The sequence below is a fragment of the Cobetia sp. D5 genome, assembly GCF_035666195.1.
Classification (GTDB): domain Bacteria; phylum Pseudomonadota; class Gammaproteobacteria; order Pseudomonadales; family Halomonadaceae; genus Cobetia; species Cobetia amphilecti.
This window is the reverse complement of record NZ_CP142020.1, coordinates 3208448-3222317: the sequence shown is the minus strand read 5'-3', so window position 1 is coordinate 3222317 and position 13870 is coordinate 3208448. Positions and strand designations below refer to the sequence as shown.

Annotated in this window: 10 protein-coding genes and 1 pseudogene; 9 read left to right on the top strand and 2 right to left on the bottom strand. The window is 64.1% G+C overall.

Going from position 1 to position 13870, the window contains the following annotated elements:
- Positions 1-50: 50 nt before the first annotated feature.
- A complete protein-coding gene (locus U0O11_RS13455; RefSeq protein ID WP_054555583.1) occupies positions 51-707 on the bottom strand; it encodes an HAD family hydrolase in 657 nt (218 codons plus the stop codon).
- A 260-nt stretch (positions 708-967) separates the two neighbouring features.
- Between U0O11_RS13455 and U0O11_RS13450 the strand changes: the two are divergent.
- Together U0O11_RS13450 and ptsP are read left to right on the top strand one after the other, a co-directional pair.
- A pseudogene (locus U0O11_RS13450) lies at positions 968-1441 on the top strand (RNA pyrophosphohydrolase); the annotation flags it as partial.
- 308 nt (positions 1442-1749) lie between these two features.
- Positions 1750-4050, top strand: coding sequence for a phosphoenolpyruvate--protein phosphotransferase (ptsP, locus tag U0O11_RS13445; protein ID WP_225347132.1), 2301 nt, complete (start codon positions 1750-1752; stop codon positions 4048-4050).
- Here the strand turns inward: ptsP and U0O11_RS13440 are convergent.
- On the bottom strand, positions 4043-5005 hold the full coding sequence (locus U0O11_RS13440; RefSeq protein ID WP_153636391.1) for an NRDE family protein: 963 nt from the start codon (positions 5003-5005) through the stop codon (positions 4043-4045). The genes ptsP and U0O11_RS13440 overlap by 8 nt on opposite strands.
- Before the next feature lie 162 nt (positions 5006-5167).
- Between U0O11_RS13440 and U0O11_RS13435 the strand changes: the two genes are divergently transcribed.
- The 7 genes from U0O11_RS13435 to U0O11_RS13405 all read left to right on the top strand — a co-directional run bounded on the left by U0O11_RS13435 (position 5168) and on the right by U0O11_RS13405 (position 13841).
- Positions 5168-7981, top strand: coding sequence for a response regulator (locus U0O11_RS13435; protein ID WP_225347131.1), 2814 nt, complete (start codon positions 5168-5170; stop codon positions 7979-7981).
- 73 nt (positions 7982-8054) lie between these two features.
- On the top strand, positions 8055-8837 hold the full coding sequence (locus tag U0O11_RS13430) for a sulfite exporter TauE/SafE family protein (protein ID WP_107336182.1): 783 nt from the start codon (positions 8055-8057) through the stop codon (positions 8835-8837).
- Positions 8838-8964: 127 nt separating this feature from the next.
- The gene (lgt, locus tag U0O11_RS13425) at positions 8965-9768 is read left to right on the top strand and encodes a prolipoprotein diacylglyceryl transferase (protein WP_054555578.1); all 804 of its coding nucleotides are present in this window, start codon (positions 8965-8967) and stop codon (positions 9766-9768) included.
- A gap of 213 nt (positions 9769-9981) precedes the next feature.
- Positions 9982-10776 (top strand): thymidylate synthase, encoded by a 795-nt coding sequence (locus U0O11_RS13420; protein WP_131432578.1) that lies wholly within the window; start codon positions 9982-9984, stop codon positions 10774-10776.
- Entirely contained in the window at positions 10773-11324 is a 552-nt protein-coding gene (locus tag U0O11_RS13415) for a dihydrofolate reductase (RefSeq protein WP_054555577.1), read from the top strand. Before U0O11_RS13420 ends, U0O11_RS13415 begins: the two co-directional genes overlap by 4 nt.
- A gap of 103 nt (positions 11325-11427) precedes the next feature.
- Positions 11428-12432, top strand: coding sequence for a ProQ/FINO family protein (locus tag U0O11_RS13410; protein ID WP_225348166.1), 1005 nt, complete (start codon positions 11428-11430; stop codon positions 12430-12432).
- Between the two features lie 419 nt (positions 12433-12851).
- Positions 12852-13841: a TRAP transporter substrate-binding protein gene (locus U0O11_RS13405; RefSeq protein WP_225347130.1), complete on the top strand. Its 990-nt coding sequence runs from the start codon at positions 12852-12854 to the stop codon at positions 13839-13841.
- Positions 13842-13870: the final 29 nt, after the last annotated feature.

The following is a 13870-nucleotide window of genomic DNA, read 5'->3' as shown; positions in this document are numbered from 1 at the left end:
AGGCTGATCGACCTTATGGATCGATAAAAGCCAAGCAAATAAGTCGTTTATCAGTCGCGCAGCGAAATGATGCGCCAATCGCGCGCGTCAGCGGCGGCGCGCAGTTGCTCATCCGGGTCCACTGCGATGGCAGTATCGACACGCTCCAGCAGCGGCAGGTCATTGATGGAGTCGCTGTAGAAGGTGCTGCCATCCAGAGTGTGGTCACGTTCGGCCAGCCAGGCCTCGAGGCGGGTCACCTTGCCGGCCTGGAAGCTGGGGACGCCGCTGACGCGTCCGGTGTAGCGGCCGTTGACGATCTCGGGCTCGATGGCGATCAGCTCATCGACACCCAGGCGGTCCGCGATGGGAGCGGTGATGAAGCGATTGGTGGCGGTGATGATCAGCAGGGTGTCGCCGCGTGCCCGGTGGCGTGCCAGCAGCTCTTCCGCCCGCGGCAGGATGATGGGCTCGATCTTGGCGGCCATGAACTGCTGGTGCCAGGCCGCCAGCTGCTCCGGACTGTTCTCGGACAACGGCTTGAGTGAGAAGGCCAGGTATTCGTGAATGTCCAGCTCGCCACTCTGGTAGAGCTGGTAGTAGCGCTCGTTGGCTTCACGGTAGACGTTGGCGTCGACAGCGCCCTGTTCGACCAGAAATTCGCCCCAGGCGTGATCACTGTCCCCGGCGATCAGGGTATTGTCGAGATCAAAGATGGCCAGACTCACGGAAAACTCCTTGCTCTGCCCAGCCACACTCGGCTGGGCGACAGACACGGACAACAGAGCACGATAAGGTGCCGGCCCAGTGTTTGCGCGGGTGTACGGTGGCCGACGAGCAGTCTCGCACGGCCGTGTTGCACTGCAATAGCGTGAAGGCAGCGATTATTGCAGAGGTGCTCGGGCTTTCACACCGCCAAACCGCGTATTGAAGCGCTTTCAGCCTTTGTGGAAGAATGGTTTCAATTAACGAATCAAAGGTGACATCCGTGATCGACGCTGACGGCTTTCGCCCCAACGTTGGCATCATCATTGCCAACTGTGAGGGCCAGCTGCTCTGGGCGCGCCGGGTAGGACAGAATGCGTGGCAGTTTCCGCAAGGGGGCATCAAGCCAAACGAGACACCGCAACAGGCGCTGTTTCGTGAACTCGAAGAAGAGATCGGCCTGAAAGCTGAGGACGTCGAGATACTGGCCTGCACCCGTGGATGGCTGCGCTACCGGTTACCCAGACGCATGGTAAGAACGCACTCCCGACCGATCTGCATCGGTCAGAAGCAGAAGTGGTTCCTGTTGCAGATTCGCTGTCAGGACAACCGCGTAAGTGTGGATACCACGCCCAACCCTGAATTCGATGGCTGGCGTTGGGTAAGCTACTGGTATCCGCTGGGGCAGGTCGTGGCCTTCAAGCGTGAGGTCTATCGGCGCGCCCTGCGTGAGTTGGCGCCGCGTCTGCAGCGTCTGGTGGACACCGAGCGGCTCAAGGCGCTCGCCGAGGGGCCATCGCTGCATGAGGCGCGGGGCGCCTGCGGGCCGTCTGGCGCCAGTGGCTCACCGGTCGCTACTGCCAACGCGGCGGCCAAGGGGCTCGATGGCACAGGTGCCGCTGACTCCGGAGCCGGTGACGCCAGCTCCGAGGGTCACGGGCGTCATTCGTCCGGCTGATGGCGTTGATGGGCGCGGGTGGCTGAGCGTGGGTCACGCCGCCTTGGCTGAGCAATCACCTTCTCGACGTCTTCGATGCGCGAGATACACCATGCTTGAGGTACTCCATGCTTGAGGTGCTACGTCGTATCGTTCAGGAGGTCAATGGCGCACGTTCTCTGGACGCGGCACTGGCGACCATGGTGTTGCGCATACGCAAGGCCATGAAGACGGACGTCTGCTCCGTCTATCTGCTGGCACCGGAAAGCGATCGCTTCGTGCTCAAGGACACCATCGGTCTGCGCTCGTCGTCGGTGGGGCAGGTCAGTCTGGCACGTGGCGAGGGCCTGGTCGGGATGGTGGCGCTCAGAGAAGAGCCGCTCAACCTCGAGGATGCGCCCGCACATCCCCAATTCCGTTATTTCGAGGAGACCGGAGAGGAGCGTTTCTCCAGCTTCCTCGGTGTCCCCATCATCCATCAGCGTCGCGTGCTCGGGGTGCTGGTCATCCAGCAGCACGAGAAGCGCCGTTTCGATGAAGGTGAGGAAGCCTTCCTTGTCACCCTCGGCGCGCAGCTGGCGGGAGTGCTGGCCCACGCCCTGGCCACCGGGGCGCTGGGCAAGCTGGCCGGTACCAGCGGCCAGGCGACCTTCTCCGGCGTGGCCGGCTCGCCTGGTATCGCCATCGGCAAGGCCTTCGTGCTGTCTCCGCCTGCCGACCTGGACGCCGTCCCCGACCTGATCCCCACCGATATCGAATTCGAGATCGCACGCCTCAAGGAGGCGATCAACGCCGTGCGCGAAGAGATTCGCGTCGCGGCGGAGCGCCTCGCCAGTCGTATCTCCACCCAGGAACATGCGCTGTTCGAGGTCTATCAGCAGATGCTGGGTGACGCGGCGCTGGGCCAGGAAGTCGAGAAGCGCATCCGTGAAGGACAGTGGGCGCCGGCGGCGCTGGCCGATATCGTGCGCCGCCATGTGCAGTATCTCGAGCGTGTCGATGACGACTATCTGCGCGAAAGAGCCGCCGACATACGGGATCTTGGGCGCCGCGTGTTGTCACACCTGCAGGAAGAGGGTGATAGCGGTCCGATCGAATACCCGGAAAACACCATCCTCATCGGTCACGAGATCAGCCCCGCCACGCTGGGGGAAGTCCCGCGTGAACGCCTCAAGGGGCTGGTCGCGGTCAGTGGCTCGAGTACCTCGCATGTCGCCATCCTGGCGCGTGCGATGGGGATTCCCACCGTGCTGGGCATGGTGGATCTTCCGTTGTCGCGACTGGGCGGTGCACCGGTCATTCTCGATGGTCACCGTGGTCGACTGGTAGTGCGTCCCGAGCTTGAGCTCGGCGCCTACTATTCACGGTTGATCGAGGAGGAGCAGGCGTTGAGTGCGCTGCTGGAACAGGAGCAGGATCTGCCAAGTGTGACCCCGGATGGTCATGTTCTGCCGCTGATGGTGAATACCGGCCTGGCGCTGGATTCCGTCGCGTCGCTCAAGTCGCGGGTCGGCGGGGTCGGGCTCTACCGCACCGAAGTACCGTTCATGATGAGTGACCGCTTCCCCAGCGAGCAGGAGCAGGCGCGTCTTTATCGTGAGCAGCTGCTGGGCTTCGCGCCGCTGCCGGTCACCATGCGCACGCTGGATATCGGCGGCGACAAGGACCTGCCCTATTTCCCGATCAACGAGGCCAATCCCTTCCTGGGCTGGCGGGGCATCCGGGTGACGCTCGATCACCCCGAGGTGCTGATGGTGCAGCTGCGGGCCATGCTGCGTGCCGCGGAAGGGCTGGACAATCTGCGCATCATGCTGCCGATGATCTCGGGAATCGAGGAAGTCGATGCGGCGCTGGCGCTGGTCAATCGGGCGCTGGTCGAGCTGGCCGAAGAGGGCATCAACGTCTCGCGACCGAGTGTCGGCGTGATGATCGAGGTGCCGGCGGCGCTCTATCAGCTGGAAGCGCTCGCCACCCGGGTCGACTTCTTCTCGGTGGGCTCCAACGATCTCACCCAGTATCTGCTGGCGGTGGACCGCAACAACCCGCGCGTGGCGAGTCTCTACGATGCCTGCCATCCGGCGGTGTTGCGCGCCCTTGCGCGTCTGGCGGAAGAGTCGCGTGCGCTCAAGATGCCGGTGAGCGTCTGCGGTGAGCTGGCGGGCGACCCCGCCGGGGCCTTGCTGCTGCTGGGCATGGGCTTTGACAGTCTGTCGATGAATGCCCCGAGCCTGCCGCGCGTGCGTGCGGCCATTCGGCGGGTGTCACTGAGTGCGGCGCAGGGGCTGGTGGGCGAGGTGCTGTGTCAGCCCACCGCCGATGAGGTTCATGACCTGTTGCTCCACCGCCTGCAGGCCTGGGATCTGGCCCACCTGCTGCCGCCGCGCGACAACGCGCCTGTGGCACAGAAAGCCGGCGAGACGGCTAGCTGAGTCGCCAGCTGCCGATATCTCCTTTTTTGCCGCTCTCCGATGCGAGTGAGCGGGTCATGGCCCTGCGACTGGCGATGATGTGGCCCTCAGGGCTGAAGCGGCGCTCCAGCAGGGTCAGGGTCTGCACCACACCGGACGGATCAGTCGTATCCCTTGCCGGGTGGCGTTGCCAGCGCACCAGGGTCGAGGCCCGCGTGCCATATTCGGCGCTGACGATGAACGGGCTGGACAGCAGGGCTTCGCGTTCGGGCGAGAGTCCGGTGGCCGGTAGCTGAGTCGGCGCGGGCCGCCAGTCATCCTTGAGCAGGTCGAGCAGCGCGTCGTCGCTCAATGGCCGTGCGGTTGTCTGACCGGCACGGGCTGACGGGTCGAGGAGGGCTGTCAGGCGGCCACTCAGGCGTCGTTGCTTGGGCCAGTCGGTCTCGGGATGGCCATTGCTCAGGCTGTGGATGCCCGCGCTGAGGCGGCTCACCTCGGCCCCTTGTGGGCCATGATGCAGGCGCCACAACGCCTTGCCATCGCAGACCAGCAGGTTGCACCAGTCCACGGCCTCAAGCGTCAGCGCAGACAGCTTCTGTGCGTCCGCTCCCTCCAGTGCCGCGGGCACGCTCTCTCCCGCGACCAGTGCGCGCAACCAGTCTTCAAGGCGCCAGCGCGAGCATCGCCCCAGCGCCTGACGCGCCGCGGCCGCGACCAGCTGGCCACGGCTGATGCTGGCCGTCGGGGCAGGGTGGTCCAGCTGGCGCACGTTGGTCAGCGTGGCGAGGCTGCCGGCGGGGTGCATGACCAGCCAGCCGCCGCCGGCCACCAGGTCGCGTCCGCCGCACAGGACACCATCCGGCCACACGCAGAGCCCGGCGGTGGCGCGTGCGTGAAACTCATCCCGGTTGCCGATCAGTAACAGGCATTCGCCCTGCGGCGAGTCCGGTTGCCAGTCAAATGCCATCAGGCACATGTCGCCACTCCATCAGGGGGTCGGGAGAAAATAGCGCCTCTGTCACGCTGGCACTGCATGACGCCTGACGGCGGCTTGCGTATGCTGCTGCTTTGTCTCGACAGCTTGCGCTGGTCAGCGGTCGGGCTTGCCGACGCCTCACCTACAGGATGCTTTCAGATCATGTTCTCGCGCCGTGCTTCCTCTGTCGAGCCACCGCCTGCTGCGGCGGTGGCTTCGAATGCCCAGAATCCCGCCAGTGGCCTGGAGAAGGTCTGGGCGCGCATGATTCGGCTGACGGCTGGCCCGCTGCTGCTGGCGGAGCTGGCGGTGGCGTTGAGCTTTCTGGTCGGGGCCGCCGTGGTCAGGGACAGCACGCAGCATGCTGCCGTCGATAGCGCGCTGGGGGAGCTCCGGCAGGAGCATGCGCTGGCCACGGCGCTGGTCAGCGAGCGTCTGGAAACCCAACAGCGTCGCCTGCAGATTCTGGCGCGCTATGCACGGCGCCATCTCGACTTCGGCGCCAACGGGAGCAGCGCCTATGACGATGGCCTGGACCAGTTCTCGCTCACCGAGCAGGGCCAGCTGTTCAGACCGGTATCGCGTGGGGGGGCCGCACTCTACGGCGAATTCGCAGGGCCGTTGAGCGATGAGGATCGTGACGCCGGGCGGCGACTGATGCATATGCAGTGGCTGCTGTCGGACCTCTACTCGTCGGACCCCCTGATCTCACGCCTGTTCGTGAGTCTCGATAACAGCATGGTCATGCTCTATCCCTGGTTCAACGTGCTGGATGCCTTCGCGCCGGGCAGCGATTTCATGCCCTATACCGGCGTGCTGCCGGGCACCGTGCGTCAGCTTGCCGAGAACACCGACAATGGTGCGGCGCGCGTGGTCTGGCTACCGCCGCATCCGGGGCCTGCCGGTCTGCCGCAGATCACGGCGCTGGCAGAGGTCTCTCTCAGCAATGGCCAGAAGGCGCGTGTCGGGCTGGATCTCGCGCTGCCGCAGATGGAGGCGCGCCTGCTGCTGCCGGGGCATGCCCCCTCGGATGCCTTCTGGCTGGTCGATGACCACCTGAACGTCTGGGCGGCCAGCAGCAATGTCGGCGACGGCCATTCCCGGGAGCTGCCCGCGGATATCGCCCGCGCGATGGATACCAGCCTACGCGGTGCCACGCTGGACGACCCGCACGGGAATCAGGTGGTGGTGTGGGACAGCTTGCCGGTCACTGGTTGGCGTCTGGTGTCCAGCACGCGACTCGAGGTGCCCGGTCAGGTGCCGCTGCTGACCCTGTTGCTGGGCAGTGGTGGCGCGCTGCTGCTGGTGTTTGCCGTCGTCATGCTCATCTTGCAATGGCGGCTCAGGCGCATGGACCAGCGCCTGGGGCAGCCCTTGGAGTGGTTGGCGCGCCAGAGCGAGCGTATCGAGAACGGTGAGGTGATGGAGGAGTACCCGCCGGTGGGGCGGCAGGCCTATCCGGCGGATGACATCCTGCGTCGCCATCGTGGGGCCGTGGCCTTGCTGCGTCGTGGTCGCGGCCATGAGCTGGATGCCTTGCCGCTGCCGGCCTTCGTGATGCGCCATGGACTGTTGGCGATGGCCAACCCGGCCTTCGAGAAGCTGTTCGGACTGGTATTGCATGAGGCGCTGGGCCGGTCGGTGGGCAGCTTGCTGATGCTGGAGCCCAACCCCAGCGTGCCCAGCAGTCGTGAACTCCGGGTACATGACGCCGAGGGGCGCATGCGGCGCATGCGCCTCGAGCTGTGTCGCTTCAACAATGACCCGGCGCAGGTGCTCGGCGTGATGATCGATGAGTCAGAGCACGATCAGGCCAGCCAGCAGTTACTGGTCGCGCGTGACCGTGCCCGCGAAGAAGCGCGTCTGAAGAGTGATTATCTGGACATGCTGCACGCTGAGCTGACGCCGCCGCTGCAAGGGCTGGTGCGCAAGCTTGGTCAGCTCAGGCGTGAGCGTCATATCGAGGATGCCGAGCTCAGCCTGCTGCAGGGCCGCCTCGACAGCGTGGCGCAACTGCTGGATGCCCTGACCGAGCGCGAGGAAGTGGTACGGACGCCGCTGGAAGAGAATGACTTCTCGCCGACCGAGACGCTGGGGGCGCTGCTCGAGGACATGCAGCAGCGCCATCATGATGTCGGCTGCCCCTTCGAGTGGCAGCTGGGGCCGATGCCGGAGGCCTTGCGCGGTGATGTGCGCCGCCTCGCGCAGCTGTTCGAGCATCTGGCGGAAGGCTGCGTGCGTCACGAAAGCGCCAGTCATCAATCTCTGCTGCTTGAGCTGCAGCAAGCCTGTGAGCTGCCGGCCTGTCGCGATGCAGCGTTCTCTGCAGAGGGTTCCGACGACGAGGGCGCTGGCTGTTGCTGTCTGCGGCTCGAGCTGCGTGGACATGTCGGCCTCGATATCGGTCATCAATCGCCCTCGAGCCTTGTCATGGCGCGGCGCTTGATCGACGAGCTGGGCGGCAGCTATCGACAGATCAACCTGGACGACGAGCAGGCGCTGGAAATCCTGCTGCCGATGACATGGCCGGGCAAGCCGACCGAAACCCGCATCCTGGTGGTCGATGACGGGCCGGTGAATGCGATGCTGGCGCGCACGGTGCTCGGTCGTCAGGGGTTGTTGGTCGATACCGCCAGCAGCGGCGAAGAGGCGCTGGCCGCTCGTGGACAGCATTTCTACGCGCTGGTGTTCATGGATATCTTCATGCCCGGCATGGATGGCGTCAGTGTCAGCCAGCGCTGGCGCGAGCAGGAAGCCGCCGCCGGCAGTGAGCGGCGCAGTGTCATCATCGCGCTGACCGCCAATGCCAGTGAGGCCGATCGCGAGCGCTTCTTCGCCGCCGGGCTGGATGATTATCTGGGCAAGCCCTACCGGCCTCAGGCGCTGATCGACAAGGTCAGCATGTGGCTGCCTGACGTGACGCTGACGCCACGCGCGTCCGGCAGCGGCGAAGGTCAAGTATCAACAGACGGCTGACGGTCATGGCGCTGAGAGGCCCGGGCCACTCTCGGCAGACAGTCACCGCAATGCAGCATGAAAGGAGTCGGGTATGTGGTGGTGGTATCCCTTGTTGGGCGCAGTCGCCGGCATGATTGCGGGGTTGTTCGGGATTGGCGGAGGGCTTGTCATCGTGCCGGTGCTGGCCGCGGCCTTCGTGCTGCAAGGCGTCGCGCCGGAGGTGTTGATGCACCTGGCGATCGGCACCTCGCTGGCCACCATCGTGGTGACCTCGCTGTCGTCGGCACGGGCACATCATGAGCGCGGTGCGGTGCGCCTCGATTGGCTCAAGCGGCTGTTGCCGGGGCTGGTGGTCGGCACCGGGCTCGGCGTGGTGCTGGCCAGTGAACTGAGCGGCGAGACGCTCAAGCTGGCGTTCGGCGTCTTCGTGCTGCTGGTGGCGGCCAAGCTCGGGCTGGATCTCAAGGTGGGCCAGATGGCCCAGGCGCCCGGGCGGGTCGGCCAGTTCGTGGGCGGCAGTACCGTCGGCGTGATTTCCTCGCTGTTCGGCATCGGTGGCGGCACGGTGATGGTGCCGATGCTCTCCAGCTGGCAGGCGCGCATGACCGAAGCGGTGGGGACCGCCGCCGCGGCAGGCTTCCCCATCGCGCTGACCGCCGCACTGACCAACATCGTGGTCGGCTGGCATGCCCCCAATCTGCCGGAGCACGCCATCGGCTATGTCCATTGGGTGGCGTGGCTGGGCATCGTGCTGGCGTCCGTGCCGTTTGCGCGCCTCGGGGCGCGGCTGGCGCATGCCTTGCCGGCCCTGCTGCTCAAGCGCCTGTTCGCGCTGATCCTGGTCGTCGTCGGACTGCGGTTTCTGCTGGCGTGAGCGGGAATACGCTGCCTCAGGCAGGTCGTGTTCATGCTTTGACTGTTATGCTCTGCCCGCCTGAGAGGCGATGACTGCATCGCCCAGTGCGTTGGTAGAGCCCGACTTCCTCATTCAAGGTTTTCACATGTTGCAATATCCTGAGATCGACCCCGTGGCGCTGGCGCTGGGGCCCTTCAAGATTCATTGGTACGGGTTGATGTACGTGATCGGTTTCGCGGCGGCCTGGGGGCTGGCACGAGCACGTCGCGCACGCGTCGGCCTGAGTCAGGACGCGGTAGGCGACCTGATCTTCTTCGGCGCCCTGGGTGTGGTGCTGGGTGGCCGCCTGGGGTATGCGCTCTTCTATGGCTTCGACAAGCTGCTGGCGGACCCGGTGTGGATCTTCAAGGTCTGGGATGGCGGCATGAGCTTCCATGGCGGCTTGCTGGGCGTGTTGATCGCGATGCTGATGTTCGCGCGTCGCCATCAGCTGACCTTCTTCCAGCTGACCGATTTCATCGCGCCGATGGTGCCGATCGGTCTCGGCGCAGGGCGGCTGGGCAACTTCATCAATCAGGAGCTGCCGGGGCGCATCACCGATGTCTCCTGGGGCATGGTCTATCCGCTCTACGGGCCGGAACCGCGTCATCCCTCGCAGCTCTATCAGTTTGCACTGGAAGGCGTCGCGCTGTTCGCCATCCTGTGGTTCGTCTCGCGTGAACCGCGTCAGAAGGGCTTGATCTCCGGTCTGTTCCTGCTCTGCTACGGCTGCTTCCGGTTCATCACCGAATTCTTCCGTCAGCCGGACTCCCAGCTCGGCTTCATCGCCTTCGACTGGCTGACCATGGGCCAGCTGCTGTCGCTGCCGATGGTGCTGTTCGGGCTGCTGTTGATGGCCTGGTCGCGCGGTCAGGAAGTGGCGCAGCCGCCGGTGCCTCGCGCCTCCTGAGGGGCAATGCAGGCGTGAATACAGGGGGCATTCGGTGTAAACTGGCCCCCTGCCAGATACGCAAGAACGCGGCCATCGGGCCGCGTTCTTGCGTATCTGGCAGCGTCAAATATCGTCAAGTGAACGATTCGAATTCATGAAGAGGCTGGTGCAGGGCGATCCACGGCTCCGCTCGCCGCGCCAGCCTCTGACACGCCGTACGGACTCGCCACCATGCAACCCTATCTAGATCTGATGCGCCATGTGCTGGAAAACGGCACACAAAAGGGCGATCGCACCGGCACCGGCACCCTGAGTGTCTTCGGCCACCAGATGCGCTTTGATCTGGCCGAAGGCTTTCCGCTGGTCACGACCAAGAAGCTGCACCTGCGCTCGATCATCCACGAGCTGCTGTGGTTCCTGAAGGGCGATACCAACATCGCCTACCTGAAGGAAAACGGCGTGCGTATCTGGGACGAGTGGGCCGATGAGAATGGCGACCTCGGGCCGGTATACGGTTACCAGTGGCGCAGCTGGCCGAACCCGCAAGGCGGTTCCGTCGACCAGATCAGCCAGCTGATCGAGCAGATCAAGACCAACCCGGATTCGCGCCGCCTGATGGTCTCGGCCTGGAACCCGGCGCTGGTGGATGAGATGGCGCTGCCGCCTTGTCATGCACTGTTCCAGTTCTACGTCGCCGATGGTCGCCTGTCCTGCCAGCTCTATCAGCGCAGCGCGGACATCTTCCTCGGCGTGCCGTTCAACATCGCAAGCTATGCGCTGCTGACCCAGATGGTCGCGCAGGTGTGTGGCCTCAAGCCGGGCGAGTTCATCCATACCCTCGGCGATGCCCACCTTTACAGCAATCATCTCGAGCAGGCGCGTGAGCAGTTGACGCGTGAGCCGCTGGCGCTGCCGAAGCTGGTGTTGAATCCGGAAGTCACGGATCTGTTCGACTTCACCTTCGATGACATTGCCATCGAAGGCTATGAATCCCATCCGCATATCAAGGCGCAGGTGGCTGTATGAGCGATAATGAATTCTCTCCGCTGACGGCGGCGGCTGACACCGTCGTGCCCGTCGCGATGATTGCCGCCATGTCGGTCAACCGCGTGATCGGCGTCGACAACCAGTTGCCGTGGTATCTGCCGGAAGACCTGAAGTTCTTCAAGCATGTCACCCAGGGCAAGCCGGTGATCATGGGACGCAAGACCTTCGCCTCCATCGGCAGGCCGCTGCCCAACCGCCTCAACATCGTGGTCACGCGTGACAGCGAGTTCAGTCACGATGGCGTGCGGGTCTGCAGTGACCTGGCCGCCGCGCTAAGCATGGCGGACCACCACGCGATGATCGAAGGCGTGGACGAGATCATGGTGATCGGTGGCGGTCAGATCTACGCCCAGGCGCTGCCGGTGGCGACGCGCCTCTATCTCACCGAGGTTGCGGTCGAGATCGAGGGCGATGCCCATTTCCCGGCGCTGGATGCGAGCTGGCAGGAAGCGCAGCGCGTCCCGGGGGAGAGTGGTGAGGGTCTGCCGGCCTATGACTTCGTGCGCTTCGAGCGCCGCGACGTCTGAGCCACTGGCTGGCCGGCGTGACCTTTACAGTCAGCAGGTACTGACACAGACTGGTGCCAAACGGAACTGCCCATAGCGTGCAAGGGAGGCTCAGGCCTTGACGATGGATCGCCTCGAAGCGCTGTATTCTGCGCTTGAACATGAAGCCGACACACAGCGACAGCAGCGTGACACAGAGCGCCAGGCCCGTGCGGCCCTGGAGTCGGAAAATGCCCGCCTGCGCGATGCGCTGGCCCAGCTGGAGCAGCAGGGAACGTCTGCAGCCACGGCAGATGCCGATGCGCATCAGCGTGCCTTGGCAGAAGCCGAGCGTGCACTGGCCGCGGAGCGTCATGAGCGTGAGCAGCTCGCTGAGCAACTCGCGGCGGCGCGCCAGACACTGCAGGAGCAGCAGGCGCAGTTAAGCGCGGTGAATGAGGCGTTGCTGGCGCGAGATGCGCAATTGCGTGAACTGGTCGAGCAGGCTTCTGCGCCGCAATTCTCCACGAATGCGGAGGCGGGTCTGACAGCGCAGCAGGAGGCGCAGGCAGAACGCCTGGCCTCAGAGCGCCTGAACGTGAGTCAGCCGGCAGCTGCCGCGCAGACAACGACGGCTGCTGATTCGTCCGAGGCTCAGGCGTCGCAAGCCCAGACGCCGCAAGCTCAGGTACCGCAGGAGCAGGAGGCGCAGCAGCAGAACGAGGCTGAGCAGGGCGAGGCCCCGCAAGCACAGCAGGCTTCTCAGCCTGAGTCGGCGCCTTCTCCCCATGCGCTGCTCAAGCAGTGGTACAAGCGCTATCCGGATACCTTCTTCAAGGGCCACACCCGGCCGCTGAAGATCGGCATCCATATCGAGCTGCTGGAAAACGAGCCCTGGGATGACAAGCTGGTGCGACGCGCGCTGGCGGGTTATGTCCATCTGCCGCGGTATCTGAAGGCGGTACGGGCGGGCACGCAGCGCGTGGACCTCTCGGGTCAGTCGGTGGGTGCCGTGACGGAAGATGAGGCACGCCATGCCCGTCAGCAGCTCGATGAGCTGACGCGTCAACAGAAGGCGCGGGAAGAGCAGGCGACCGATCAGCGTATCAGCCACAAGCTCAGCGAGCTGATGACCAAGCACCGCCCCTGAACACAGTCCTCGAGAACCGTCCCTGAGAACCGTTCCTGAGAATGTGTTGGCAGGTGATGTGACAGCTGGTGAAGACGCTCGATCGACAATGATCGGTGCTAACAGACAAGGCCCCTGTGCGGATTCCCGCACAGGGGCCTTGTCGTTGGTGGGCGGAAATCCGCACAACTCCTCACAGATCGCCGGCGGCCCGCGGAATTCGGCTCACTTGTGCGCGAGTTGTATGCGAACTGTGCGTCTTCAACTTATTGAATTGTCTGGATTGTCTCGTCTATCTGGCGGCTGTGGCGCAATGCTCGCAGGGTCTCGGCTATCCCTGCTCGCGCCGCACCTCTGCGCGGCTTCGTGTCGGAGCCGCGCAGACGGGATATCGAATGCCCTACAAGACCAACAATATCCGCAATTCAAGAGGATTCGCCATGCGCCTTATCAAGCCAGCCCTGACCGCCCTGAGTGCTGCCATCCTGTTTGCCTCAGCGACGGCCATGGCCGACCCGATCACCATCAAGTTTTCCCATGTGGTGGCGGAAAATACCCCCAAGGGCCAGATGGGCAAGAAATTCCAGCAACTGGTGGAGGAGCGACTGGGCGACAAGGTGGAAGTCGAGCTCTACCCCAGTTCGCAGCTGTACGGGGACGACAAGGTGCTGGAAGCCATGCTGCTGGGCGATGTGCAGCTGGCGGCACCGTCATTGTCCAAGTTCCAGAAATATACCGATCAGCTGCAGGTCTTCGATCTGCCCTTCCTGTTCAAGGACATGGGCGCTGTCGAACGCTTCCAGAGCAGCGAGACGGGCCAGTCATTGCTGACGTCGCTGGAATCCAAGGGGTTGGTGGGGCTCGGTTATCTGCATAACGGCATGAAGCAGCTGTCCGCGTCATCGCCGCTCAAGACACCGGGGGATGCCGACGGCAAGAAATTCCGCATCATGACCTCCGATGTGCTCGAGGCCCAGTTTGACGCGGTGGATGCCGTCTCGCTGAAGAAGCCGTTCTCCGAGGTCTTCATCCTGCTGCAGACCAAGGCCATCGACGGTCAGGAGAATACCTACTCCAACATCTACTCCCAGAAGTTCTTCGAGGTGCAGCCGTACATCACCGAATCCAACCACGGCGTGCTGGATTATATGGTGGTGTCTTCGGCGCGCTTCTGGAATGGCCTGCCGGATGACGTGCGTGGTGAGGTCAAGTCGGCGCTCGATGAGGCCATCGTCTACGGCAACCAGCTCTCCGAAGCCAAGAACATGGAGGCCAAGCAGGCCATCATCGATTCAGGCCAGAGCGAGATCATCACGCTCGACGATGCCCAGCGTCAGCAGTGGGTCGACGCCATGAAGCCGGTATGGGGCGAGTTTGCCGACGACATCGGTCAGGACATCGTCGACGCCGCGGAAGCTGCTAACCAGTAAGCCATCAGGCCATCCATCACTTGCCCCAT